Here is a 26,202-nt window from a genome sequence, read left to right on the forward strand (position 1 = left end):
CGTGTCATCCTGTGCGGTTGTGGAGGGTGGGGTCGAACGGGGAACCTCGGTCATCGTCATCGTCATCGGCGACCAGCAGAGCTGCGGGGTAGCGTGCGAGAACGTCAGCGACGCGCAAGCTCGGACCATCGAACCTTTCCTGGGTGAGCACGTCGATGTAGCTGCGGCCGGCCACCACAACGGTCGTGTCGCTCCAGCCCCCAGCGCGGCGCAGTCCGACCGGCAGCCGGGTGGCCAGCGTGATCGCTCCCCCACGATCGAATGCCACGATGTGCCCGGCGGCCGCGCCGAAGGCGGGTATCGAAACGTAGCGAGTGAACAAGCCCGCCCGGTCGCGGCGCAGCCTCAGGGTGCGGGAGGTGATCAGCAGCTTCGCCGCTGCGCCCTCGTCGATGGGAGGGAGCCATCCGTCGTCGATGCGGGTCAGCAGTTCGCGGCGCACCGCATAGTCGATCGGGCGGCGGTTGTCCGGATCGACCAGCGACGTCTCCCACAGCTCACTGCCCTGATACACGTCGGGGACTCCCGGCATGGTCAGCTGCAACAGTTTGAGCGAGAGCGAATTACTCCAGCCTGCCTGCTGCAGTTCAGAGACCAGACCGATGATGAGGTCGTGGGTCGGCCCGGGACTGACCGCGGCGGTGATAAGTCCATCGAGTTTCGCCTCAAAATCAGCGTTCTGCTCCGTCCAGGTGGTCGAGGTACCGGCCTCGCGCGCCGCCTTGAGTGCGTAGGCGAAGAGGCGCTCCCTGCTGGCTGGCCAGGCGCCAACGATCGCCTGCCAGAGCAGGTTTTCGAACGGCGCGTCATCGAGCGGATGGCGCGCCCGCAGTTGCTCGAGCACGGCCCCCCAGCGGGCAGGGATCTCAGCGAGCACCGAGATGCGCGCCCGCACGTCTTCGCCACGTTTCGTATCGTGGGTCGACAGGGTTGTCATCGACAGCGGGTATCCGGCCTGGCGCGCTCGCTGCTGATCGTGGAACTCCGTTACCGTGACCGCAAACTCATCGGGGTCAGCGCCGACTTCATTGAGCGAGGTAAGCCGGCTGAATCGATAGTAGGCCCGATCTTCGACACCCTTGGCCATGACCATGCCCGATGTTTGTTGAAAGCGCACGGCAGCCGCATGCTTCTGGTCGCCCAGCAGCGGCAGCAGCCGGTGGATTTCGGCCTCGAATTCGGGTCTGTGGGCGATCGATCGATTCGCCGCCGCCTGCAGGTTGCCCCGCCCCAGGGGCAGGTAGGAACGATAGACCGGGAACCAGGCGAGAAGCTCGGCAAGAGCGTCGGCGGTGTGGTCGTTACTCTGCTCGTCGCTGGGCACCAGGCGAGCGATGCGCAGCACCTCGGAGCGCAGAATGCCGTCGGCCACCGTGCGCTTGTTGTCATAGACCAGCTTTCCCCACCCGGCCGTATTCTCCCCCTGCAGCCGCAACTCCAGGGCGTCAAGATCCGCCTGACCGGCCGGATCAACCAGAACCCGATCGACGTCGGTGAGGGCGTCATACCCGGTGGTACCGGCCGTAGCCCAGCTCGTGGGCAGTTGCTCTGGTCCCTCGAGAATTTTCTCGACCAGAACGTAAGCGCCGTGTGTGGCACGACGCAGCGCCTCGAGATAACCGGCCGGGTCGGCCAGGCCATCCGGGTGGTCGACCCGCAGTCCCTGCACGAGACCCTCACGCACCCAACGCACGATCTCACGGTGCGATTCATCGAACACCCATGGCATTTCGACGCGAATACCGGCCAGACTGTTCACGGCGAAGAATCGACGGTAGTTCAATTCGTCGTCGGCCCGCCGCCAATTCACCAGCTCATAGTTCTGCCGATCGTGCACACTGGCTGGGCTGGCACCGTTGTCGGCCGATCCGGCGGCAATCGGAAAGTGATTATCGAAATAGTGCAGTTCGCCGTCGACGATCTTCAACTGGTCGAGCTGGCCAGGCCCGTCGCCCAGCACCGGAATGCGAATTCGCCCCTGGCCGAACGCCCAGTCCACGTCGAAGGCCTCGGCGTAACGCGACTTTTGGCCATTTTGGAGCAGGTCCCACCACCAGGAATTCTGCCGCGGCGTCGCTACCCCCATGTGGTTCGGCACGATGTCCACGAGTACGCCCCGCCCTGACAGGTGGGCCGCTGTCGCGAACCGGTCCAGGGCATCCGCCCCGCCCCTGGCCGGGTCGACGAGGGAATGATCGACGACGTCATACCCGTGATCCGATCCGGCCTCGGCTTTCAGCAACGGCGAGAGGTAGACCCAGTCGGCACCGAGATCGCGAATGTAGTCGACCGTTGCTGCGGCGGCATCCAGGTCGAAGGCTGGGGTGATCTGCAGTCGATAGGTCGAGCGCGGTACGGGTACCGGCTCCGTTGTCGCACTACCTGGTTCGTCGGTCATCGGCCCGGCCCTTCGCTGTGGCCTGCAAGGGTCATCAGGCCGGTAGCACCGGCCAGTGACGCTGCGACGGAGTGATCCGGTACAACGTCGGGTTCGTAATAGGCGCGCAGCACCGCGAGGGAACGACCGGCCACGGTCTGAATCGCTCCGGCCGGACGGGGGGTGGAATCGGCGCCGTCGCCGGCGGTGTCGACCACGATCTCCCAGGCCGGAGCATACTCATCGGGCGGGAGCGTGAATTCCTCGTCTTCGGCGTCGGCGTTGAACAATAGGAGAAAGTTGTCGTCGGTGACGTCCTGACCTCGCGCGTCACGCTCGCGGATTCCGTTGCCGTTGAGAAATTTGGCCACTGTGCGGGCCAGGCTTTCATCCCAGTCTGTGGGCGCCATCGGTTCACCATCGGTGTTGAGCCAGACGATATCGGGCAGCGATTCGCCCGCCACCCGCTTACCGGGTCGACCGTCGAAGAATCTGCTGCGCCGAAAAGTCGGGTGCTCACGGCGCAGGCGGGATACGGCCGCCGTGAATTCGATCAGCGGCACATCGGCCTCGTCCCAGTGAATCCAGGTCAGCTCGGAATCCTGCGCGTAGGTGTTGTTGTTGCCGAGCTGCGTACGGCCCAGCTCGTCGCCGTGCAGCAGCATCGGTACTCCCTGCGACAACAGCAGCGTCGCGATGAAGTTGCGTGCCTGCCGGGCGCGCAGCCCGCGAATCGAGGGATCATCACTGGGGCCCTCGACACCGGAGTTCCACGAGCGGTTGTGCGACTCGCCATCTTTGTTATCTTCGCCGTTGGCATCGTTGTGTTTCTCGTTGTACGAGACGAGGTCGGCAATGGTGAAACCGTCGTGCGCGGTTACAAAGTTGATCGAGGCCATCGGGCGGCGCCCGGAGTGTTCGTAGAGGTCGGCGGATCCGGCCACGCGGGAGGCGAATTCGCCCAGAGTGGACGGCTCACCACGCCAAAAATCGCGCACGGTGTCGCGGTACTGACCGTTCCATTCTGACCATTGGGAGGGAAAGTTTCCCACCTGGTAGCCGCCGGGACCGACATCCCACGGCTCGGCGATGAGCTTGACCTGCGAGACGATCGGGTCTTGTTGCACAAGCTCGAAGAAGGTGGAGAGCTTGTCGACGTCGTAGAGGTCTCGGGCCAGGGCCGACGCCAGATCGAACCGAAATCCGTCGACGTGCATTTCGAGCACCCAGTACCGCAGCGAGTCCATGATGAGCTGCAGCACGTGCGGGTGGCGCACATTGAGGGTGTTTCCGGTGCCGGTGTAATCCATGTAGTAGCGCTTGTCGTCGTTCATCAGGCGATAGTAGGCCTCGTTGTCGATGCCCTTGAACGACAGGGTCGGTCCCATATGGTTGCCCTCGGCGGTGTGGTTGTAGACCACGTCGAGAATGACCTCGATGCCGGCGGCGTGCAGGCTGCGCACCATGCCTTTGAATTCCTGCACCTGCTGCCCGAGGTCGCCGGTCGAGGAATACGCGCTGTGCGGCGCGAAGAATCCGATCGTGTTGTAGCCCCAGTAGTTGTTCAAGCCCTGGTCAACGAGGGTTCCGTCGTCGACGAACTGGTGCACCGGCATCAGCTCGATGGCGGTCACGCCGAGCTTTTGCAGGTGGTCGATGACCGACGGATGCGCCAACCCCGCGTAGGTGCCGCGCTGCGTTTCGGGCACTGATTGTTGCAGCTTGGTGAGGCCTTTGACGTGTGCTTCGTAGATGAAAGACTCACTGTATGATGTGCGCAGAGACCGGTCCCCGGCCCAGTCGAAGAACGGGTTGACGACGACGCCGAGCATCATGTGCGAGGCGGAATCTTCGTCATTCGGCGCATCGGGGTCATCGAAATCGTAGGAGAACAACGAGGGATCCCAGTCGATGGTTTCGGTAGTGGCCTTGGCGTATGGATCGAGCAGCAGCTTGCTCGGGTTGGCCCGATTACCGGCCGCCGGGTCATAAGTGCCGTGCACCCGATACCCGTAACGCTGGCCCGGCTGTACGAGTGGCAGGTAACAGTGCCAAATAAAAGCGGATGACTCGCGCACCTCCACCCGCGTCTCACCCCCGTCCTGGTCGATAAGACACAGTTCAACGCGTTGGGCGGCTTCGCTGAACAGGGCGAAGTTGGTACCGCTCCCGTCAAACGTCGCGCCGAGGGGGTAGGCGGTTCCAGGCCAGGTTTCCATGAGACTCCTCGGGATGAAGATAAGACACGGTCAAATGCGAAAGCAGCGACGAGGGCACGCGCAGCCAGGCGATCGGATCGCGCTTGCAGAACACGCTACAGGCATCCGCCGACATATCCGCCTTCCCGGCGCCCGGCGCCCACCGTCGGTAACGGTCACGATTCCGAAAGTATCGAGTCCCGGTTCACGTTTGTGCGTCCCTTGATTACGGCTTCTCACGACATTTGAATATTCCCTTGCACATGCAGCTGCCGGTACACCGAGGTCCTGACAAAATTTCGTTCATCATTTTCGATTTGCACTGCCAGAGCCACCAAAATGGAATCACGTGCTCTCTGCACCCGACGACTGGAGACCCCCATGACCGAAATCGACCTCATCAGTTTGTGGGTCAAGGCGCGAGCACACATCATCGCGTCCCAGGCCGCCCCAACTTTTCTGTTGACCGCCATCGTGGGCTTTCTCGCACTCGGACTCGGCACCGCCGACCTGGCTGTGCGCATCGCCGCGGCGGGTATTTTGCTCGCGTCGGGTATTTTCGGGGCGCTCGCGCAAATAGCCGCCGCCAACGAGGGACTGGCCGTCATCGCCGACCTGCGTTCCGTGACGGCGCCCAGCTCGGTTACCCGGTGCATCGTCGCTATGGCAGCGTGGGTCAATGTCGTGCGCTACGTGACCCCGGCGATCTTCGTGATCGTCTACGTCGCCGTCTTGATTTCACTCTTCGTCACCGTTCCCGCACCGTCGCTGGGCCGCTGACCAATCGCATCCGCCGCCGGCAGATGCGCGTTCGCGCTCAGGAAGAACTGGCCACCCGGCGATCACGTCGCACGCGCCACCACGTCCAGACCCGAGTGACAATGCGCTTGAGGAATGCTCCAAACCGACGCGCCCACAAAAATTCCGTTCCGAGCACGGCGAGGCCCAAAAAGACGATGAGCCACCCCGGTCCCGGCAAGGGAATCAGAAGGATGCCGATCGCGACAATCATCGTGCCGAGCAGCGCGACGCCGAGGCGATAGACGAAGAGCAGATGCGGGTGCCCGTCGACCCACGTGCGAGCTCGGCGCAGGGCTCGCCGCACCGGACGCCGCGGGTCGCTGCCGCTGGCTATATCGCGGGAAAGGTGCTCTGACATTGCTAAAATCTAGGTTACATGTCTGGGAAATGGCCGCCGGATATCCCCGTCGATGACACCTGTGTTGGAATGTGACGCACGCAATTGCCGGGCCGGGCTATTCCAACGCCAGACCATCTGGCGCAGCATCGAGATAATACCATTGGCGGTCGACCTTGCGAAAGCGACTGATTTCCTTTTGCTGTCTTGCTATACCGTCTTCACGATAGTGCGCTGAGAATTCCACGATGCCTTCTTTATCGAGTAACCCGCCGCGTTCCGTGCGCACGATATCGAGCCGCCGCCACGTTATCTCCGGGTCCAGTTCGAATGATTCAGGTCTGGTCAGCTCATGCCAGGTCTTGAGTAAGTACTGAGCGTCGCCGAGGTAAAAGGCGCTATACCGCGAACGCATGAGCCATTCAGCCGTTGGGGGTGAAGCAGCACCACTGTGAAAGCGGCCGCAGCAGACGGAGTAGGTATCGCCGCTCAGGCACGGACAACGCTGATGCACAGTGATGGTCTGTTACGCCTGCGCTTTGGCGTATGCCTCGCGCACGGTGCCGGAGATGCGCCCACGGTCGGATACGTGCGTGCCGTTGGCGACGGCCCAGGCGCGAATGGCCTGCAGCTCAGCCCGGTTTGAACCGGCCGAACTGGCACCGCGCGGCTTGGCGGGCACATAGCCAACGCGCCGTGAAACATTTATGTAGGGCTTGATTGCAGATCGGAATTCAGCGAGATTCCCTGCGGACAGATCGATCTCGTAAGAGTCACCCTCAAAGGTAAAGGAAACGGTCGCTCCGGAGCCATTCTCGATAACGGTGCCGTCAAGGTCGTCCAGCAGCTGAACCGTGGTCTTCTTCATTCTGAGATTCTCCAATACGATGTCGAATACATTCGGGATGGATGCATTCGTTGTGGCAATAACCACTAAGAAATTATGGCTGCCCCAACCGCATTCCGATACCCGCCACGCGGTATTTCTTTTGCATTCACAACCTCTACACTGCTGATACAAAAAAATAGCCCCGACAATGTCGGAGCTATTTCATACTCGGTGGATCCGAGGGGATTCGAACCCCTGACCCCCTGCATGCCATGCAGGTGCGCTACCAGCTGCGCCACGGACCCAGATTGTTGTTTCGAATTGCTCCGAAACAACTTTGTTAGCTTACAACACAGATTGGGATCTGCGAAACCGAAGCTACTCCGCGACCTCATCGGCGGCGTCTTCTACCGACAGTTTGGCAGGGATTCCGGTGGGAATCACCGGGCAATCTTTCCACAGGCGCTCAAGGGAGTAATACTGGCGCTCTTCCTCGTGGAAGACGTGCACGACCAGGTCACCGAAGTCAACCAGCACCCAGCGACCGGCAGCCCGTCCCTCACGACGAAGCGGCTTGTAGCCGGCCTCGATCAGTTTGTCTTCGATCTCACCGGCAATCGCAACCACGTTGCGCTCGGATCGGCCGGTGACGATGAAGAAGATATCGGCCAGAGGGAGCGGATTTGAGACATCGAGGGCGACAAGATCTTCTCCTCCCTTGGAGTCGGCGGCGGCGACGGCGATTGCAAGCAGCTCGAGGGCGTGAGGTGAAGTGGTCATGAATGAATCCTTGAGATTGTAAAGCGAGGCGGTATTGCCATTGCGGCGATGATAGAGGGAAAGAAAGAAGGCGAACTGCAGGGGCTCACAGAGCGGGCGGGACGAGGTTGAATGATTCGAGCCACTAGAAATTGCCCAGCAGATAGCCGGTCACGAAAAGCGCTAGAACGCTCACAGCCAAAGCTGCCGTCGCGATGACAAGAATCATCGGAAGCGAGGCACGGCGTTTCTTGGGCGGGGCCAGCATGCCCCGTGTCGAGGCATGCGTACTCACAGCGCGACTCGCGCTAACCGGGGCCGAGCCCCCCCCGAGTTGATCGGTGTCGAGTTGGTCCATCATGTGGTCTATCTCCGACGAATCGAACAGATTCGGATGCGCGCCAGTCGAGCCAAGACTTCGCGGCAGGTCGAATGAACCGGTGATCATGATCTCACCGGTATTGGAGATGGGACTCACGCTGCTGCCCTGGTGCGGAATCGACGGCAATATGAGCGCGTTCGTGGTGGTGGGAATCCCACCGGCCCCGATACCGCGATTGATCAGTTCGTCGAGGGACTGGTCGCGCTGCGGCGCTTCCACGCGCAGGGCATCCTCATCGACGGACCAGTGACCGATCGGCGGTATCCAACCGGTGGTGGAGCTGACAGTCGAGCCTGGTGCCTCGATCGGCGCCGTGACGATCGGTTCGTCCACGATCGGTTCGTCCATGATCGGTTCGGCGTGCACGTGGTCGGCTTCGACCCGGTCGACGGCGACCGGAGTGGCCGGCTCGGGCTCGATCGGCGCAGCATCAGTCGGCGCAGCATCGTTCGGCGCAGCATCAGTCGGCGCAGCATCAGTGACGTTGGCCTCGACCGACTCACCAGCGGAAATCGGCAAGTCGCCGGTAGAGAGGGCCTGCTCTTGTTCACGCGCGTGCAGCGCGCGTAACTCCCGGCGACTGGGCGTGTGTGGTGCCGAAACCAGAGCGGGCGGCGCGGACTCGGCTGCGAGTGGACTTGGGCCAGGAAGTAGTGCCTCCGGGGCCTCGTCTGTTGCGGAAATCGTGTGGTGCCGGTTCGTTCGACGTGACGTCGAAGGCTGCGTTGAGGCGGCGAAGGATGCAGGGCGGAGCGCGGCCGGCGCCAGTATCGGAACGTCGAGAGTCGGGATTGCGTCGTGTGCCGCGGCGGCTTCATCGCTCTGATCGCGAGCAAGTTCCCGCGCTTGACGTCGGCTGAGCGGCTGAGGGTCTCCCAACGTCATGCCACACTCCGATACAGATGATGCTTTGAGATGTACTGGACGACCCCGTCGGGGACCAGATACCAGACCGGGAATCCCCGATTGACCCGTGCCCGGCAGTCAGTGGACGAAATGGCCAGTGCCGGGACTTCCAACAAGCTTACGTCTTGGTTCGGTAATCCTGAAACGCTCAGCTCATGCCCCGGGCGACTCACAGCGACGAAGTGCGCCAGCTGCCAGAGTTCGCGTACGTCTTTCCAGCCGAGAATCTGGGTGATGGCATCCGCTCCGGTGATGAAGAACAATTCGGCGTCCGGACGCTCTTCATGCAGGTCACGCAGCGTGTCTATTGTGTATGTCGGTCCGACCCGGTCGATATCGACACGGCTTACCGTGAATCGTGGATTGGAGGCGGTTGCGATCACGGTCATCAGGTATCGGTGTTCACTTCGGGTTACGCCGCTTTTCTGCCACGGCTGCCCGGTCGGAACGAAGACCACCTCGTCGAGGTCAAAACTGTGTGCCACCTCGCTGGCGGCGACGAGGTGCCCATGGTGAATGGGGTCGAACGTACCGCCCATCACGCCGATGCGCGGACGACGAACTGTCACGGTGAAATCAGGCTTCTAATGGCCACCGGTGTCGGAGGTGCTACCGTATCCGCCGTGCGCGGCCGCGTAAGCATTGGCCTTGCCGCTGTGACGGTTCGCTACATCACGAAAGCTCCACAGCACGACGCCGAGCGCCAGGAACAACACGGCCGCGACCATCGGGTAGACGACGAGCGGCAACGGCAGGGCGATGTGCTCGACCTCGGTTAGCACGGCAGTCAGAAAAGACATCGGTTCTCCATTCACGGGCCGCTCCGGTTAGGAGCGGCTTGAGATGACAGCGACGGGTCGCAGGCTTGGCGACTCACGCCATCGCCCCATTCTAGCCGGACCCCGCCATCGGACCTACGCACGCACCTGTCCGGTGCCGCGCACGATCCACTTTGTGCTAGTCAATTCTGGTAAACCCATCGGCCCGCGAGCGTGCAGCTTTTGGGTAGAGATTCCCACCTCGGCGCCGAACCCAAACTCGCCGCCGTCGGTGAAACGGGTTGAGGTGTTGACCATGACCGCGGCCGAATCGACCTCGTTCAGAAAACGTTCGGCGTTCTGCAGGTCATTGGTGATGATCGACTCGGTGTGCCCCGTGGAATAGCGGCGAATGTGGGCGATGGCTTCGTCGAGTGAGTCGACGATTGCTACGGAGATGTCGAGACTCATGTACTCGGTGCCCCAGTCTTCGTCGGTCGCCGGGACCGCGGCCGGATAGATCGACCGCGTGCGGGCATCCGCATGGATGGTGACACCGGATGCCGCGAGCTTGGCCAACACGGCGGGAAGCAGTCGTTCGGCGGCGTTTCGGTGCACGAGGAGGGTTTCGAGGGCATTGCATACGCTCGGGCGGTGCGTCTTCGAATTGTGCACGATCTCGATCGCCCACTCCTTGGTGGCCGACTCGTCAAGGAAGACGTGCACGACGCCGGCTCCGGTTTCAATGACTGGCACCTGGGACTGCGCCACCACGGTCTGAATGAGCGTGGCGCTGCCACGGGGAATAAGCACGTCGACGTAGCCGCGGGCCTTCATAAGCTCGGTGGCGCCGGCCCTACCAAAGGGATCGATGGTCTGCACTGAATCAGGGTTGAGCCCGGCATCGATGATCGCCGCCTGCACCAAGCCGATGAGCACCCGGTTGCTGTTCTCGGCAGCGGAACCGCCGCGGAGCACAACGGCATTTCCGCTCTTCAGCGCGAGGGCCGCGAGGTCGACCGTGACGTTGGGCCGAGCTTCGTAAATGACCCCGATCACGCCGAAAGGAACGCGCACCTGGCTGATTTTGATGCCGTTGGGCAGGCTGCTGCCGCGCACGATCTGTCCGACCGGGTCGGTGAGCAGCGCGATCTGGTCGACGGAATCCGCTAGGGCCAATATTCGGGGCTCGTCGAGCTTCAGCCGGTCCAGCAGTCCGTCACGGAGACCGTTGGTGACGCCGGCGGCGAGGTCGACCCGGTTAGCAGTGACGACTTCTGCGACATGGTCACGCAGCGCCTGGGCGATCAGCTTCAGGGCTTTGTTTTTTAGCTCCGTCGGCGCCGACGCGAGTGACAAGGAGGCGGTGCGAGCGGCCTCAAGGGTGGGTGTGAGTTGGGCAACATCGTTCGGAGACTGCAACATACTCCATAGTTTACGGGAGGTATCCAGGAGAGAGCATTCCTGGTTCTCAGGAAATCCGCAATGCCGATGGTGCCGTCGAGGGTTCGAACCAGGTTCCCACCGGGTCCCCGCGCAGAGCCTCTGCCACCAGCCCGGTAGCGGTGACCAGCACTGCGGTTCCGGCCTGGGCGGCGATGCGAGCCGCCGTCACTTTGGTGCTGGCTCCCCCGGTGCCGACTCCATTGACGGTTGTGGCACCAAATTTCATGCCGAGTAAGGGGTCACCGAACGCAACGTGACTGATCCGCGCTGCCCCAGGCATGTCTGGTGGGCAGGTAAAGAGGGCGTCCACGTCACTGAGGAGCACCAGCAGGTCGGCACCGATGAGAGTGGCAACGAGCGCAGCCAGTCGGTCATTGTCGCCGAATCGAATTTCGTGGGTGGCGACCGTGTCATTCTCATTGACGATCGGAAGTATACGCAGTGCCATCAGGCGTTCCATGGCGCGCTGGGCGTTGCCGCGATGAGTGGCGTTATCGAGGTCGCTCGCCGTGAGCAGCACCTGCCCGGCCACGATGTCGTAGCGGTCGAGGCGGTCCTGGTACCGAAAGATCAGCAGATTTTGCCCAACGGATGCCGCCGCCTGCTGGGTGGCCAGGTCGGTGGGACGTTCCTGCAGTTGTAGATAGGGCATTCCGATCGCGATAGCACCGGACGACACCAGAACCACCTCGGTACCCCGACCATGGGCTTCGGCTAAGGCGTCAACGAGCGGCGCGATTTGACCGGAGTTCTCGCCGCTGATCGACGAGGACCCCACCTTGACTACGATGCGCGACGCCGATCGAACGACATGCTGCGAGTGCGCCCTCATCGACTCGCGAGCCCCACGATTTCAACACTCACAACGTGCAACCCCACGGACTCAACCTTCGGTGAAAAAACGATCGCGCCGAGCGCGGTTAGTGGCAGCTTACCGAATACACCGAACGTTTTTCACCGCCGCAAGTTGCCTGGTGGCACCCGAAGAGCATCCATCTGCGGGGAAGGAGAATCGTCACGACTGAGGCGAGTCAGGTTAATGCCCTGAACGGGGTACCCACGTTCAGAAACAGTGTGCATGCCCCGACTTTACTAGAGCAGGGCGTGGCGCTCTTCAATCGCTTTCGGTTCGAACCAGGTGCCGACGTGCTCGCCGCGGAGGGCGGCGGCGGCCAGCTCGGTTGACGTCACCAGAACAGCGGTGCCGGCCTCGGTTGCCAGACGGGCGGCCACGACCTTGGTGCTCGCTCCCCCGGTGCCGACTCCGGTCGCTCCGCCGGAGCTGAACTCGAATGCGTCGAGTGGATCATCCGCGCCAATAAAGTCGAGCTTTACCGCCCCCGGCAGGTGCGGGGGCTTGGTGTAAAGCGCATCAACGTCGCTGAGCATGATCAACAGGTCCGCACGGATGAGTGTTGCCACCAGCGCAGCGAGGCGGTCGTTGCTTCCAAACCGCAAACCGTACACGGCCACGGTGTCGTTCTCGTTGACGACCGGCAGTATGCGCAGGTCGAGCAGGCGTTCGAGCGCGCGCCGGGTGTTGCTGCGGTGCGGTTCATTGAGAGCGTCACCCTCGGTCAATAGCACCGTGCCCGCCGCGATGCCGTAGCGGTCCAGGCTTTCCTGGTAGCGAAAGATCAATACGTTCTGCCCGACGGCGGCGGCTGCCTGCTGCGTGGCGACATCGCTGGGTCGCTCCTCGAGGTTGAGGAACGGCATTCCGGTGGCGACGGCACCCGAAGAAATCAGTACAACCTCGATCCCACGACCGTATGCCTCAGCTAGGGCGTCAACGAGGGGGGTGATCTGGTCGGAATTCTCGCCGCTGATCGACGACGACCCCACCTTCACAACGACGCGTTTCGCGGCCGCTACGTTTTCTCTGGCTAAGCCACTCACTTCTGAATTTCCTCCGCGGTATCGCTGTCGACGTCGTTGCTACGGTCGAACTCGGCTTCAGTCTCGGATTCAGTCTCGGCTTCGTCCGCCGCCGACGAGGTGTCGGCGGCAGCAACTCCCCCATCGGTGGTCAATTCGACGTCGGAGAGGCGCACGTCTTCGTTGTATTCCTCTTCGCCGGTCTGCCACATGCCGGCTTCGCGCTCGCGAATGAGCTCGGCGCGGGCCGAGGACTTGGCGTCCATTCGACCGAAGTATTCCTCGCGGCGTTCGTTGCTCGTGCGGCGCTTGGGCTCGTCGAGGCGGGAATCGGTGCCGCGCGGAGCGGTGATGAGCTCGGCGGTCGAGGTCAGCGTGGGCTCCCAGTCGAAGACGACACCGTGGCCAGGGCCGATGATGACGGTCGAACCGGCAATGGCCCCTGACTTGTACAGCTGGTTCTCGATGCCGAGTTTGGCGAGCCGGTCGGCGAGGAAGCCGACGGCTTCGTCGTTGGTGAAGTCGGTCTGCTGAATCCAGCGTTCCGGCTTGGTACCGAGGATGCGGTAGATGTTGCCGAAGGTGCCACCCTCGACCTTGATGACGAAACCACCCTCGTCAACGGCCTTGGGACGGATGATGATGCGCGGCTTCTTCGCTTCGGCTGCGACCGCCTCGGCGCGGCCCTGTTCCACGACCTCCGCGAGAGCGTAGTTGAGCTGCTTGAGACCCTCGTGGGTGACGCTGGAGATCTCGAACACGCGGTAGCCACGGGCTTCGAGGTCCGCCTTGACGAAGGAGGCCAGCTCGCGGCCTTCCGGCACGTCGATCTTGTTCAAGGCAACGAGCTGGGAACGCTGCAGCAGCGGCTTCTGACCCTCGGGTACCGGATAGGCGTCAAGTTCGCCAAGGATGACGTCGAGGTCGCTGATCGGGTCGCGGCCAGGCTCAAGTGTGGCGCAATCCAACACGTGCAGCAGCGCGGTGCACCGCTCAACGTGCCGCAAAAACTCAAGGCCGAGGCCCTTGCCTTCGCTCGCTCCTTCGATGAGGCCGGGCACGTCGGCGATGGTGTAACGCGACTCACCGGACTCGACGACGCCGAGGTTGGGTTGCAGCGTGGTGAAGGGGTAGTCGGCGATCTTGGGCCGAGCCGCGCTCATGGCGGCGATGAGGCTGGACTTGCCGGCGGAGGGATACCCGACGAGCGCGACATCCGCTACGGTCTTGAGCTCAAGATAGACGTCGCCTTCCCAGCCGAGCGTGCCGAGCAGGGCGAAGCCTGGGGCCTTGCGCTTGGTCGAGGCGAGGGCAGCGTTACCGAGCCCGCCCTGGCCGCCGGGTGCGACGATGAGCCGCAGGCCGGGTTCGTTCATATCGAGGAGCTGGTTGCCCTCAACGTCTTTGACTACCGTGCCGATCGGCACCATGAGCTCGCGCAGGTCACCGTTATGACCATTGCGATGGTCCCCCATACCGGGTCCACCGTTGTCGGAGCTGCGGTGGGGCGAACGATGGTATCCGAGCAGGGTGGTCGTGCTCGGGTCGGCGACGAGTACGAGGTCTCCGCCGCCGCCGCCGTTACCGCCATCGGGGCCGGCCAGGGGTTTGAACTTTTCGCGCTTGACCGAAACGCATCCGTTTCCTCCATTGCCCGCTCGTAAATGCAGCGTCACGTGGTCAACGAATGTGGCCATGGAGTGCCCCTTTCAGGTGGCGCAAAAAGTGCTTCAAAACACGGTGCGATGAAACTGTGTGCGGTAATCAAATCTGTCACGGACAAACACGTCAGGGCGGACCGAAGCCCGCCCTGACGCTGTGCTAGAAAATATTATGCTGTGGAAACCTACGCGGCTGCGACCACAATGTTGATGACCTTGCGGCCACCCTTGGCGCCGAACTGCACGGAGCCGGCCTCGAGGGCGAAGAGAGTGTCGTCTCCGCCACGACCGACGTTGATACCGGGGTGGAAGTGCGTGCCGCGCTGACGAACGATGATCTCGCCCGCGCCGACAACCTGACCTCCGAAGCGCTTTACGCCGAGGCGCTGGGCGTTCGAGTCGCGACCGTTGCGAGTGGAACTCGCACCTTTTTTGTGTGCCATCTGTCTATCTCCTCAGGCCTAGGCGATGCCGGTAACCTGAACGCGAGTGAGCTCCTGACGGTGCCCCTGACGCTTCTTGTACCCGGTCTTGTTCTTGAATTTCTGGATGACGATCTTCGGACCGCGAAGGTTGTTCAGAACCTCGGCGGTGACCTTGATCTTGGCCAGCGACGTAGAGTCAGAGGTGATCTTGTCGCCGTCGACGAGAAGCACGGCGGCCAGCTCGACGTTGCCGTCCTTGTCAGCCTTGATTCGGTCCATCGTCACGATGGTACCGACCTCTACCTTCTCCTGCCGCCCTCCGGCGCGCACAACTGCGTAAACCACTTTACGTACCAATCGTTGGGGAGCCCCAAAAGGCTCCGAATCTGGAAATTTGCTGCATGGCCGGGCCGGTTGGCCCAGGGCACTCAGAAAATCATGGTGTTTGCGTTGATATTGCCTAACGCACACCAAGGGTTGACTTTACCTGATCCGCTACCCGTGGTCAAACCAATGGCGCGGCGTGTCTGAACCACGGTGTCTGAACCAGTGCGGCTCATAGACTTCAATCATGGCAATACTTATCGATCAGCCTAGCTGGCCGGCGCACGGAACAGTGTGGGCACACCTCGTGAGTGACGCGAATCTTGACGAATTGCATGCTTTCGCGGCCGCAGCCGGCATTCCGCGACGCGGTTTCGACCGTGACCACTACGACGTCGCTGAGGCTCGCTACGCCGACCTGGTCGCCGCCGGGGCACTCCCGGTGAGCTTTCGCGAGATGATCGTGCGGTTGCGCTCCAGCGGGCTGCGTGTAACGGCTCGGGAACGGCGCCTTCGATAACAAACTGTTTTGCGCCTGCTCACACGTAGCATCACACCCGAGCCCGAGCCCCCGCCCGCGCCCGTCGCGGCGCGGCGCAGCGCAGCGAATCGGCCGCACGGTTCACGAACACGATCGCCGCATTCGCTGCCTCGGCATTGACCGGGCAGCGTCGATAAGTTTGGTGTCACGCTTCAACGATCGGCAACCTGTTCAGAAGGCAGAACATCGTTCGACTGATCCACCCGGCAGAATTTCGACCGGGGTGAACGCGACCGGGTCGCTCGCCGCGCTCACGCCCGCCTCGAACCGGCTGGCGTGCCACGAGGATGTGGCAGCCCCAGCCGACGCCCCGCTGCGTAGTGACGATGGTGAGCGAGTCCCCTGGGGCAAGGCCGACAGGCCATCGCCGCAGGAGACCCACGCACCGATTGCGTTATCGCCTGATCTGGCGCCGCGGCCTATTCACCCGGCGGCAACTGGCTCGGTGCTGACGCGGACGTCGCCGTACCCGTCTTGGTCAGAATGGCCTGCCCACCAGAACCTCCGGCGGTCGTGGCGCGGCGGCTGCGCGCGCGTCCCTGACCGGGAAGTTTCGGCTCGGGCAGCGAATCCAACACCGAGTCCAGCAGCTGGTCAGTGACCTGCTGGCTGGGGCGCCGCGCGGTACGCGTCGCCTTTTTCACCGGAATGTCGAGGATATCGACAGACTCCGATATATCGGCTGCGAGCGACTGCACGGCGACGGGCGACTGCACGGCCGGCGCCCCAGCCGGCAGGGCGCTGCGACCACCGCGGGTGCGGGGCCCCCCCGCCGTGGCGACGGTGCCGACGACCGGCTCGGTGACCGGCTCGACGACCGGCTCGGTGACCGGTGTAGCCAAGACGACTGCGTCGGTCTGTTCCGTGTTGGTCTGTCCCATGTTCCCCGGCTCGGCGCCCGTCTGTCCCGTGCTCGCCGGCTCCGTGCCCGTCTGTTCCGTGCCAGCCTGCTCCGTGCCAGCCTGCTCCGTGCCGGCCTGACGGGCACGAGCTTGTGCGGACCGCGACTGCTGGCCGCGCCCGCCCTGACCGCGCGAACGCGACTGACGACCTCGTGAGCGCTCGGCGGTCGTCGGTTCGACCGCTTCGGTGCTGGCGGGTCCAGCGCCAGCCAGCTCGGTGCTGGCCAGTTCGGTGCTGGCCAGTTCAGTGCTGGCCAGTTCCGTGCTGGCCAGCTCCGTGCTGGCCAGCTCCGTGCTCGCCAGCACGATGCCAGCCAACTCGGTGCCAGCCAGCTCAGTGCCAGCCGGCTCGATACTGGCAGCCTCGGTGCTGGCAGCACCGGTGGTGACCGATGCGACCTTCGCTGCACCAGCATCAGCATCCGCTGCCCGCGTATCCGCAGCTGCGATGATCGCGATGGAGCCGGTGCGGGTGATGGTACGAGCGGCGATCAGCGCGAGGGCCTGCTTGGCGTCCTCCGTGATGCCGTGGGTGCCCTGACCGCTTTTCGGCGCGTCGAACCCGGCGCTGCTGCCGGAGTGCGCGTCACGGTTGAAACCGTCGCGCTGGCTCGAATTGTCGCGGCCGTTTCCCGACCCGTTGTTTCCTCCACCGTTGGTGCCCGCTGCATTGCTGCCGCCCTTGGCGCGCGGACGGCGTTCCTGCGCCGGCTGCGCGGTCTGGCGGTGTTTGGTGACCGGGTCGTGGTGCACGATGATGCCGCGGCCGGCGCAGGACTCACAGTCTTCGCTGAACGATTCCAACAGTCCGAGGCCGAGTTTTTTGCGCGTCATCTGAACGAGCCCGAGCGAGGTGACCTCGGCCACCTGGTGCTTGGTGCGGTCTCGACTGAGGCATTCGATCAGCCGGCGCGATACGAGGTCGCGGTTGGACTCGAGCACCATGTCGATGAAGTCGACCACGATAATGCCCCCGATATCGCGCAGGCGCAGCTGGCGCACGATCTCTTCAGCCGCTTCGAGGTTGTTCTTGGTGACGGTTTCTTCGAGGTTTCCCCCGCTGCCGACAAACTTGCCGGTGTTGACGTCGACGACGGTCATGGCCTCGGTGCGGTCGATCACGAGGGATCCGCCGGACGGCAACCAGACCTTGCGGTCGAGGGCCTTTTCGATCTGCTCCGAGATGCGGAACTGATCGAAGGCATCAATCTCGCCCTCGTAGGTTTCAACGCGCTCGAGCAGATCGGGAGCGACCTGGCTGAGGTACGTCTCAATCGTGGACCGCACGTCGGGGCCGGCCACGACCATGCGCTGGAAGTCTTCGTTGAAGACGTCCCGCACGATTTTGACCAGCAGGTCGGGCTCGCTGTGTAGCTCGGCGGGAGCCTGCGCGGACTCGACCTGCTCAGCGATGTTCGCCCACTGCTCACGAAGCCGGTTGACATCGACGGTGAGCTGCTCATCGGTCGCGCCCTCAGCAGCGGTGCGCACGATCACGCCAACGTTGTCGGGGAGTACCTCTTTGAGAATCTTCTTCAGCCGGGCGCGTTCGGTGTCAGGAAGCTTGCGGCTGATGCCGTTCATCGAACCGTTGGGTACATAGACCAGGTAGCGTCCAGGCAGGGAGACCTGGCTGGTGAGGCGGGCGCCCTTGTGCCCGATCGGGTCTTTAGTGACCTGCACGAGCACCTTGTCACCGGGCTTGAGCGCGAGCTCGATGCGGCGGGCCTGATTGTTGCTGCCGGAGTTCTCGGCGGCAGCATCCCAGTCAACTTCACCGGAGTAGAGCACGGCGTTGCGACCACGCCCGATGTCGACGAAGGCGGCTTCCATGCTCGGGAGCACGTTCTGCACTCGCCCGAGGTAGACGTTGCCGATGAGGGAGGCGTCCTGGTTCTTGGCGACGTAGTGCTCGACCAGCACGCCGTCTTCAAGCACACCAATCTGGATTTTATTGTGCTTGGCGCGCACGACCATGAGGCGGTCGACGGACTCACGACGGGCGAGGAACTCTGCCTCCGTGATAACCGGGCGGCGACGACCGGCGTCACGGCCGTCGCGACGACGCTGCTTCTTTGCTTCGAGCCGGGTCGATCCCTTGATGCGCTGAGGTTCGGTGATGAGTTCGGGTTCGCGCGGGGCGCGCACCTTGACCACCGTGTTGGCGGGGTCGTCGGTCCCTGATCTGTTCTCATCGCCGGTGCGCCGACGGGCGCGACGACGAACCGTCGTCGCCTCTTCTTCCTCGTCGTCATCCAGATCGCGCTCTTGCTGGTGCGACTCCTGCGCCGAGCGGATACCCGTGCGTGCCATCATCGGCAGAATTTCCGGTGCCTGGAACAACAGAGACAACGACGGGCGTGCGGATGCCGCTGCCTGCGCGACTGGTCCGTCGCTCGCCGTGTCGTTTGCGGGCGTAGCACCGGTCATCTGCTGCGCTCCGGTGACGTTGTTGTACTCCGCGATGGTTGTCTTGGCGGTTACAGAGTCAGCGGCTGCAGGCTCAGCGTTGACTGACGCTGCCGGGGCCTCGATCGCTGGTTCTGTCGAACGGGTGACCGGTGCCTTCCGGGTTGATTTGCGAGGGCCGAACAGGCTCTTGCGTTTCTTGTTTTCGTTGTCTTCCACCATCACTGGTGCGCTCCTTGACCGCTGTGGATGACCGCGCCACCCACCGGTTACTCTCTCGTGCGGGATTGTCACCTTCGTGACGATTCCGCGAACTTTTTTTTACTGCGGCAACCGGCGTTGCCCCCTGTTGCTGTTCGGGGACTGTGCTCTGGCTGCAAATACTTCGGATCGTGGGACCCTAATTCTGGGCGACTTTTGCCCAGGCAAGCTTCTTTGGCGTCTGCTTGAGCGCGGCTCAACGACTACCAGTGATTATCGCATGTAATCGCACAATCCCACGCAGCACGCGTGGCATAATCGCAAGCGTGCCTCAGACAGAGCGTTCTCAGCGTCCAACCGGCCTGGCTATTTTCCTGATCATCGCCGGATTAATCGCACTTGCAGCGGCATTCGCCCTCACACTCGACAAGATCCACCTGCTGGAGGATCCGAACGCTCAACTGAGTTGCAGCTTCAGTGTTCTCATCGGATGCGCAACCAACCTCGCCTCGCCCCAGGGCGCAGTGCTCGGCTTTCCGAACCCGCTGATCGGGCTCGTCGCCTGGAGCGTGGTTATCACGACCGGCGTCGGCATTCTGGCCGGGGCCAAATTCGCCCGCTGGTTCTGGATCGGCCTGAACGTTGGCATGCTCGCCGCGATTGTTTTCGTGATCTGGTTGATCGCCCAGAGTATTTTCGTGCTTGACGTTCTGTGTCCGTGGTGCATGGTGACCTGGGCGGTGACCATTCCGGCCTTTTTGGCTGTGACGCTGTACAACTTCACGGTGGGCAATCTGCCCGGTGGGGCATCCGTTCGCCGCGTGGCCGACGCCACGTATTCCTGGATATTCGTCATAACCATCGTCTGCTACATCGTGTTCTTCATCATCGCGCAGGTCAACATGGATGTGTTGAATCGGCTGTAACGCGCTGGTGCAGACAGGAGTGGCCCGCCTCACGGATGAGACGGGCCACTCCTCTGCCTACGGGATGCTGTTCGGTTAGTCGAACCAGAGCGCGAGCTCACGCGCGGCCGACTCAGGCGAGTCCGAGCCGTGCACGAGGTTCTGCTGAACTTTGGAACCCCAGTCACGGCCGAGGTCACCGCGGATCGTGCCGGGCGCGGCGGTCGTGGGGTCGGTCGTGCCGGCCAGGGCGCGAAACCCCTCGATGACCCGGTTGCCTGCGACGCGGAACGCGACGATGGGCCCACTTTCCATGAATTCGACGAGGGGCTCGAAGAACGGTTTGCCCTCGTGCTCGGCATAGTGTGCCGCCAGAAGCGAGCGGTCAGGCTCGACCAGCTTCACGTCAACCAGGGAGTATCCCTTGGCCTCGATGCGGCGCAGGATCTCGCCGGTCAGGTTGCGGGCAACGCCGTCGGGTTTGACCAAAACGAGGGTTTCTTCGACCGTGGTATTCATTCAATCTCCTTCTGATGATCTATTCGTGAGCCGGTGACCATGCAGTACGTCCACATGGCAGCGAAGAGTGCGCCAACAAAAAACATGGCTGGGGTGATGAACCCGGTAGCGATGATGACCGCCTGCAGCAGCCAACCGATCGGGTAGGACCAGCGAAAACGGAGCAGTGCGATCAGGACGACCATGGCCAGGCACAGCAGCACACCGCCAATGATGACAGTCAGCGGTGAGATCGGACCCGGCTCGGTCGCCACCGAGACCAGCCCGAGGGTGACCACCGCACCGAGAAACACGACGATGGTTTCGAAGCCGAGCACGATGGTAGCGAGCGAGCGTTTGACCGAGCGCGGGCCCGACGACCGGCGAAACCGACCTGCGCCCGAGTCAGCGTCGGCATCGTCGGCGCCCACGGAGCTCATTTCTCCATCCATTCGCCGGCGGCCGCCAGGGTGATCGCTTCGCCGACGAGCACGATCGACCCGGTGACGAGCACGGCACGCTTGGGGGCCTCGGCGGCCCACTCCCGCGCGCTCTCAAGCGCGCCGGCCAGGTCGTCAAAGCGAAAAGTAACCTCATCGCTCGTCCACTCGGCAATGTTGTCGGCGAGGTCGTCCATGCGCGCAGCGCGTTCGGAGTGCGGCTCCGTGACGTAGAACCGGTCGACCTGGGGGGCGAGGGCGGCGATGATGCCCTGGGCGTCCTTGTCGGCGAGAATCCCGACAACCACGGCGATTTCATCGAAGTCGAAGTAGTCCTCGAGGGCGGCGGCGAGAGCGCCGGCGCCGTGCGGGTTGTGCGCGGCGTCCACGAGCACGGTCGGTTCGATGCCGACGAGTTGCAACCGACCGGGCGAAGTCGCCGAGCCGAGGCCTTCGGCGAGCAGGTCGCCGACCAGCGCCTGGCTGCCCGCGCCGAGGAACGACTCGACGGCGGCGATGGCAAGCGCGGCATTGTGTGCCTGATGGGTGCCGTAGAGCGGCAGGAACAGATCCGTATAGGTGCCAGCGAGACCGCGCACCGAGATGACCTGCCCGCCGACAGCGACGGTACTGGAAATCAGTTCGAAGCTTTCGTTCTCACGGGCGAGCGTCGCCTCGCTCAGCTCGGCGGCACGGTTCAATTCGGCCTGCACGTCGGCGCTCTGCGCCGCGGAGACAACGGCGGCTGCCGGCTTGATGATGCCGCTCTTGGTGCGGGCGATCTCGGCGACGGTCGTGCCGAGTCGCAGGGTGTGGTCCAGCGCGATCGGCGTGAACACCGCGACCTGCCCGTCGGCGACGTTGGTGGAGTCCCACTCGCCGCCCATGCCGACCTCGATCACGGCCACGTCCACCGGCGCGTCAGCGAAGCAGGCGTACGCGAGCACGGTGAGCGCCTCGAAGAAGGTCAGCGCCACTTCGCCGGCGGCGTCGAGTTCGGCGTCGACGAGCTGCAGGTAGGGCTGGATGTCGGCCCAGTTAGCGGCGAGGATCTGGTCGCTGATCGGCTCGCCGTCAATGACGATGCGCTCGTTCAGGCGCACCAGGTGCGGGCTGGTGAGCAGGCCAGTGCGCAGCCCGTAGGCCCGAACAATGCTCTCGACCAAGCGGCTCGTGCTGGTCTTGCCGTTCGTGCCGGCCACGTGGATGATCGGGTACGACCCCTGCGGGTCGCCGAGAAAATCGAGGGCGCGCCGGGTCGGGGCCAGGCGCGGCTGCGGCTGCGATTCCCCCACCCGCTGCAATAGTTCGGCGAATACAGCGTCGCCGGCTTCGCGAAAAGCGTCGAGCGGAGCCGGCTGGTTCATCGGCTCCTCGTCGTCGCCGCGCCCGGTGATGTTCTTCCAGTCAGTGCTGTCATCGGCGGGTGCGCCGTCGGTGGGGGTGTCGTTCTCAGACAAGGATGGCTCCGTTCACGCGCGCGACGGCCACAATGACGGCGCCCTGGTTGACATAGTGGTGTGCGTCAAACCGAACGTAGTGTTCGACGGGAGCGCCGACGCGAGCCTCGAGCCACTCCGACGGCAACTCCGCCAGAATTTCCCCGGTTGACGGACGATGAGTGGTGAAACTCGTGGCGAGTGTCTCGGCCGCCACATCAACCCCGAGGGCGAGGTCGAAGGATTCGGCATCCGTTTCGCTCTGAAAGACCAGATCGAGACGGATGCGGTCGCTCACCGAAAAACCGGCCGACTTGCGGGTGTCCTGCACGGCGCGAATCAGGTCGCGGGCGAAACCCTCAGCCTCAAGTTCGGGCGTGGTGTTCGTCGAGAGAAGCGCAAAACCGCCGCCGGGCAACAACGCCAAGGCCGCCCCGCCGGCAGTGCCGACGTTGTTCGCTTCGAGAGTCAACTCGAATTCGCTCGCTTCGAGCGCGATGCCACCGGCCGTGACGACGCCGTCGGACTCGTTCCAGTCACCGGCACGCGCGGCCTTGATAACGTGCTGCACCTGCTTACCGAGGCGGGGACCTGCAGCCCGGGCGTTGACGACGAGCTTGCTCGTGACACCGTAGGCGGCGGCACTGTCATCTTCGAGCTCGATCAGTGTGACCGTTTTCACGTTGAGCTCGTCGCGGAGGATTCCCACGAACGCCGAAAGTGCGGCGGTGTTGCCGGTGACGACGGTGAGGTTGGTCAACGGCAGGCGCACGCGCAGGCTGGCCTGCTTGCGAAGCGATAACACGGTGCTGCTGATCAGGCGCACCTGGTCCATCGCGACGACCAGGTTCTCATCGGCGGGGAACAGGGTGGCGTCTGGCCAGTCCTCGAGGTGCACGCTGCGACCGCCGGTCAGGCCCTGCCAGATGCGCTCGGTGACCAGCGGCAGTAGCGGCGCGGTGACCCGGCAGAGGGTTTCGAGAACGGTGTAGAGGGTATCGAAGGCTTCGTGGGCGGTGGCACCTTCGGCCGCTCCACCCCAGAATCGGTCGCGTGACCGGCGCACGTACCAGTTGGTGAGTACGTCGGCGAAGTCGCGCAGGCGAGCAGCCGCAACCGTGCTGTCGAGCGCTTCGAGATCGGCCGTGACACCCTCAATCAGGTCGCGAGTCTTGGCGAGAAGGTAGCGGTCGAGAACGTCGGTGGAGTCGGTGCGCCACTGTCCTTCATAGCCCCGTGAGTCGGAGCCGGTGGCACCGTCGGTTCCTGAGGCGTTGGCGTAGAGCGAAAAGAAGTACCAGGTGCTCCACAAAGGCAGCATGACCTGGCGGGCAGCCTCGCGAATGCCTTCCTCGGTGACGACGAGGTTGCCGCCGCGCAGCACCGGCGAGCTCATCAGGAACCAGCGCATTGCGTCGGCGCCGTCGCGATCGAAGACCTCATTGACGTCGGGGTAGTTGCGCAGCGACTTGCTCATCTTCTGGCCGTCGTTGCCGAGCACGATGCCGTGGCTGACCACGTTTTTAAACGCGGGCCGGTCGAACAGTGCAGTGGAGAGCACGTGCAGCAGGTAGAACCAGCCGCGGGTCTGCCCAATGTACTCGACGATGAAGTCGGCCGGGTTGTGCCCCTCGAACCAGTCCTTGTTCTCGAACGGGTAGTGCACCTGGGCGAACGGCATCGAGCCGGAGTCGAACCAGACGTCGAGCACGTCGGTAATGCGGCGCATCGTGGACTGGCCGGTGGGGTCGTCGGGATTCGGGCGGGTGAGTTCGTCGATGTAAGGCCGGTGCAGGTCGGTGGGGCGTACGCCGAAGTCGGCGGCCAGTTCGTCGAGCGAGCCGTAGACATCCGTTCGAGGGTAATCGGGGTTGTCGCTTTTCCAGACCGGGATGGGCGAACCCCAGTACCGGTTGCGGCTGATCGACCAGTCGCGGGCATTGCCGATCCACTTGCCGAACTGGCCGTCTTTCACGTTCTCCGGAACCCAGTTCACCTCCTGGTTGAGCTCGACCATGCGCGGGCGAAAGTCGGTGACGCGCACGAACCAGCTCGACACGGCCTTATAGATGAGCGGGTTGCGGCAACGCCAGCAGTGCGGGTAGGAGTGCTCGTAACTGGCCTGGCGCAGCAGCCGGCCGTTGGATTTGAGCAGCGCGGTGAGCGGCTTGTTGGCGTCGCTCCAGAGCTGACCGGCCACTTCGGGGATGTCACTCAGAAACTTTCCGCCGTCGTCGAGCGAGAGGATGACGGGGATTCCTGCGGCCTCACCGATCTTCTGGTCCTCTTCGCCGTAGGCGGGCGCCTGGTGCACGATGCCGGTGCCGTCGCTCGTGGTGACATAGTCGGCGACGAGGATGCGCCACGCGTTCTGGGTGCCCCAGATCGATGCGTCGGCGTAGTAGTCGAACAGGCGGTCGTAGGAGACCCCCTCGAGTTCGCTGCCGAGCACGGTGCGCGATACGGCAGCGGATGCCTCCGCTGCGCTCTCGTAGCCGAGGTCTTTCGCGTAGTTGCCGACCAGGTCGATCGCGATGAGGTATTCGGCGCCGAGTACCTCAGCTGACGCTACCGCTCCCTCGCGCAGTATTTCCGCGTCGGGTGTTCCGTTCGGGCCGGCCGGCACCACGGCGTAGACGATTGTGGGACCCACGGCGAGCGCGAAGTTCGTCGGCAGCGTCCACGGGGTCGTGGTCCAGGCCAGGGCCCGAACCGCTGTGAGGCCGAGCGCTTCGGCTTTGGCGCCGATCAGCGGGAAGGTCACCGTGACCGTCTGGTCCTGGCGCATCTTGTAGACGTCGTCGTCCATGCGCAGTTCGTGGTTGGACAGCGGGGTCTGGTCGCGCCAGCAGTACGGCAGCACTCGGTAGCCCTCATAGGCGAGACCCTTGGTGTGCAGCTGCTTGAAGGCCCAGATCACCGACTCCATGAACGTGATGTCGAGGGTCTTGTAATCGTTGTCGAAGTCGACCCAGCGGGCCTGGCGAGTGACGTACTCTTCCCAGTCCTTGGTGTATTCGAGCACCGACTCGCGAGCGACGGCATTGAACGCGGCCAGGCCCATCTCTTCGATCTGGCTTTTGTCGGTGATGCCGAGCTTGCGTTCGGCCTCGAGCTCGGCCGGCAGGCCGTGGGTGTCCCAGCCGAAACGGCGGTGCACCTGCTTGCCGCGCATGGTTTGAAACCGTGGGAACAGGTCTTTGGCGTAGCCAGTGAGGAGGTGACCGTAGTGGGGCAGGCCGTTGGCGAAGGGCGGTCCGTCGTAGAAGGTCCATTCCTCGGCGCCTTCACGCAGGTCGATCGAGGCCTGAAACGTGTCGTCGCTTTTCCAGAAGGCGAGTATGTCGGCTTCCAGCGCGGGAAAGTTCGGCGACGGAACGATGTTCGCGCCGGGCGTTGGCTCACTGTTCAGGGGGGTGCTGCCACTGGGGGCGTTGCGCTTCTTGGGGTACAAATTACTTCTCCTACCGGGACGGGTCACAGGGGCCCTGCTCCACGAGGACGAACGATTCTGTAGAAATCGCCGCGGTACCACCTCGCTTGCCGCCCACACGTGCCGGGCGACCGCTTGTTCACAGGCTGTGACGGGCCCGACTCGTTCGGTTCTACTGAGCTGTCCACCCGGGGGTGAGCATCCGTTCTTCCGAAGACTTCCCGGTGATAGCCGGGTCACTGTCATTCGCGTTTGATTCTACCGGAACGCAGGCGGCGTTAGTGTTAAAGGCCGGTTCATTCGCACGAGGGGCCGGTTCAACGTGCTATCAACTCGGCAGCGAATGCCGGGGA

Annotated in this window: 23 protein-coding genes and 1 tRNA gene; 3 read left to right on the plus strand and 21 right to left on the minus strand. The window is 63.3% G+C overall.

Annotated features, from left to right (window positions below; translation table 11 throughout):
* Nucleotides 1-4: 4 nt before the first annotated feature.
* The gene (gene treY, locus CXY74_RS03100; RefSeq protein ID WP_104199082.1) at nt 5-2,398 is read right to left on the minus strand and encodes a malto-oligosyltrehalose synthase; all 2,394 of its coding nucleotides are present in this window, start codon (nt 2,396-2,398) and stop codon (nt 5-7) included.
* The gene (gene glgX / locus CXY74_RS03105; protein ID WP_104199083.1) at nt 2,395-4,596 is read right to left on the minus strand and encodes a glycogen debranching protein GlgX; all 2,202 of its coding nucleotides are present in this window, start codon (nt 4,594-4,596) and stop codon (nt 2,395-2,397) included. Before glgX ends, treY begins: the two co-directional genes overlap by 4 nt.
* A 360-nt stretch (nt 4,597-4,956) precedes the next feature.
* Between glgX and CXY74_RS03110 the strand changes: the two genes are divergently transcribed.
* Entirely contained in the window at nt 4,957-5,355 is a 399-nt protein-coding gene (locus CXY74_RS03110; RefSeq protein ID WP_104199084.1) for a hypothetical protein, read from the plus strand.
* 37 nt (nt 5,356-5,392) lie between these two features.
* Here CXY74_RS03110 and CXY74_RS03115 read toward each other — a convergent pair whose 3' ends face one another.
* The 14 genes from CXY74_RS03115 to rplU all read right to left on the minus strand — a co-directional run bounded on the left by CXY74_RS03115 (nt 5,393) and on the right by rplU (nt 15,102).
* Nucleotides 5,393-5,734, minus strand: coding sequence for a TIGR02611 family protein (locus tag CXY74_RS03115; protein ID WP_104199085.1), 342 nt, complete (start codon nt 5,732-5,734; stop codon nt 5,393-5,395).
* A gap of 97 nt (nt 5,735-5,831) precedes the next feature.
* The gene (locus CXY74_RS03120; RefSeq protein ID WP_104199086.1) at nt 5,832-6,227 is read right to left on the minus strand and encodes a YchJ family protein; all 396 of its coding nucleotides are present in this window, start codon (nt 6,225-6,227) and stop codon (nt 5,832-5,834) included.
* Between the two features lie 12 nt (nt 6,228-6,239).
* Nucleotides 6,240-6,647 (minus strand): Lsr2 family protein, encoded by a 408-nt coding sequence (locus tag CXY74_RS03125; RefSeq protein ID WP_370446116.1) that lies wholly within the window; start codon nt 6,645-6,647, stop codon nt 6,240-6,242.
* A gap of 127 nt (nt 6,648-6,774) precedes the next feature.
* A tRNA-Ala gene (locus tag CXY74_RS03130) sits at nt 6,775-6,847 on the minus strand.
* Nucleotides 6,848-6,920: 73 nt separating this feature from the next.
* Complete coding sequence (rsfS, locus tag CXY74_RS03135) at nt 6,921-7,322, minus strand: ribosome silencing factor (RefSeq protein WP_104199088.1); 402 nt, start codon at nt 7,320-7,322, stop codon at nt 6,921-6,923.
* Nucleotides 7,323-7,446: 124 nt separating this feature from the next.
* Entirely contained in the window at nt 7,447-8,202 is a 756-nt protein-coding gene (locus CXY74_RS03140) for a hypothetical protein (RefSeq protein WP_158252287.1), read from the minus strand.
* A 362-nt stretch (nt 8,203-8,564) separates the two neighbouring features.
* Complete coding sequence (nadD, locus tag CXY74_RS03145) at nt 8,565-9,158, minus strand: nicotinate-nucleotide adenylyltransferase (protein ID WP_104199090.1); 594 nt, start codon at nt 9,156-9,158, stop codon at nt 8,565-8,567.
* A 15-nt stretch (nt 9,159-9,173) separates the two neighbouring features.
* On the minus strand, nt 9,174-9,389 hold the full coding sequence (locus CXY74_RS03150; protein WP_104199091.1) for a hypothetical protein: 216 nt from the start codon (nt 9,387-9,389) through the stop codon (nt 9,174-9,176).
* Between the two features lie 114 nt (nt 9,390-9,503).
* Nucleotides 9,504-10,772, minus strand: coding sequence for a glutamate-5-semialdehyde dehydrogenase (locus CXY74_RS03155; RefSeq protein ID WP_104199092.1), 1,269 nt, complete (start codon nt 10,770-10,772; stop codon nt 9,504-9,506).
* Nucleotides 10,773-10,818: 46 nt separating this feature from the next.
* Nucleotides 10,819-11,625 carry a glutamate 5-kinase gene (gene proB, locus CXY74_RS03160; RefSeq protein WP_104199093.1) on the minus strand — a complete coding sequence of 269 codons (807 nt, stop codon included), beginning with the start codon at nt 11,623-11,625 and terminating at the stop codon, nt 10,819-10,821.
* A 260-nt stretch (nt 11,626-11,885) separates the two neighbouring features.
* Nucleotides 11,886-12,692, minus strand: a complete 807-nt coding sequence (proB, locus tag CXY74_RS03165) for a glutamate 5-kinase (RefSeq protein ID WP_104199094.1) — start codon at nt 12,690-12,692, stop codon at nt 11,886-11,888.
* Complete coding sequence (obgE, locus tag CXY74_RS03170) at nt 12,689-14,368, minus strand: GTPase ObgE (protein ID WP_104199095.1); 1,680 nt, start codon at nt 14,366-14,368, stop codon at nt 12,689-12,691. Before obgE ends, proB (CXY74_RS03165) begins: the two co-directional genes overlap by 4 nt.
* A gap of 149 nt (nt 14,369-14,517) precedes the next feature.
* Complete coding sequence (rpmA, locus tag CXY74_RS03175) at nt 14,518-14,775, minus strand: 50S ribosomal protein L27 (protein ID WP_104128962.1); 258 nt, start codon at nt 14,773-14,775, stop codon at nt 14,518-14,520.
* Between the two features lie 18 nt (nt 14,776-14,793).
* Nucleotides 14,794-15,102, minus strand: coding sequence for a 50S ribosomal protein L21 (rplU, locus tag CXY74_RS03180; RefSeq protein WP_104081810.1), 309 nt, complete (start codon nt 15,100-15,102; stop codon nt 14,794-14,796).
* Between the two features lie 226 nt (nt 15,103-15,328).
* On the opposite strand from rplU, the gene CXY74_RS03185 reads away from it, so the two are divergent.
* A complete protein-coding gene (locus CXY74_RS03185; RefSeq protein WP_104199096.1) occupies nt 15,329-15,601 on the plus strand; it encodes a DUF4031 domain-containing protein in 273 nt (90 codons plus the stop codon).
* A 440-nt stretch (nt 15,602-16,041) separates the two neighbouring features.
* Here the strand turns inward: CXY74_RS03185 and CXY74_RS03190 are convergent, their stop codons facing one another.
* On the minus strand, nt 16,042-19,155 hold the full coding sequence (locus tag CXY74_RS03190; RefSeq protein WP_233193190.1) for an Rne/Rng family ribonuclease: 3,114 nt from the start codon (nt 19,153-19,155) through the stop codon (nt 16,042-16,044).
* 305 nt (nt 19,156-19,460) lie between these two features.
* On the opposite strand from CXY74_RS03190, the gene CXY74_RS03195 reads away from it, so the two are divergent.
* The gene (locus tag CXY74_RS03195; protein ID WP_199183128.1) at nt 19,461-20,060 is read left to right on the plus strand and encodes a vitamin K epoxide reductase family protein; all 600 of its coding nucleotides are present in this window, start codon (nt 19,461-19,463) and stop codon (nt 20,058-20,060) included.
* A gap of 75 nt (nt 20,061-20,135) precedes the next feature.
* Here the strand turns inward: CXY74_RS03195 and ndk are convergent, their stop codons facing one another.
* From ndk to ileS, 4 genes are all read right to left on the minus strand, one after another.
* Nucleotides 20,136-20,558, minus strand: a complete 423-nt coding sequence (gene ndk, locus CXY74_RS03200; protein WP_104197846.1) for a nucleoside-diphosphate kinase — start codon at nt 20,556-20,558, stop codon at nt 20,136-20,138.
* Complete coding sequence (locus CXY74_RS03205; RefSeq protein WP_233193184.1) at nt 20,555-20,977, minus strand: DUF4233 domain-containing protein; 423 nt, start codon at nt 20,975-20,977, stop codon at nt 20,555-20,557. Before CXY74_RS03205 ends, ndk begins: the two co-directional genes overlap by 4 nt.
* Nucleotides 20,974-22,344 (minus strand): folylpolyglutamate synthase/dihydrofolate synthase family protein, encoded by a 1,371-nt coding sequence (locus tag CXY74_RS03210; protein ID WP_104199157.1) that lies wholly within the window; start codon nt 22,342-22,344, stop codon nt 20,974-20,976. The genes CXY74_RS03205 and CXY74_RS03210 overlap by 4 nt, the downstream gene beginning before the upstream one ends.
* An 85-nt stretch (nt 22,345-22,429) precedes the next feature.
* Nucleotides 22,430-25,870 (minus strand): isoleucine--tRNA ligase, encoded by a 3,441-nt coding sequence (ileS, locus tag CXY74_RS03215; protein ID WP_370446117.1) that lies wholly within the window; start codon nt 25,868-25,870, stop codon nt 22,430-22,432.
* Nucleotides 25,871-26,202 lie beyond the last annotated feature (332 nt).

The organism is Cryobacterium sp. Y29 (assembly GCF_002929825.1).
Taxonomy (GTDB): domain Bacteria; phylum Actinomycetota; class Actinomycetes; order Actinomycetales; family Microbacteriaceae; genus Cryobacterium.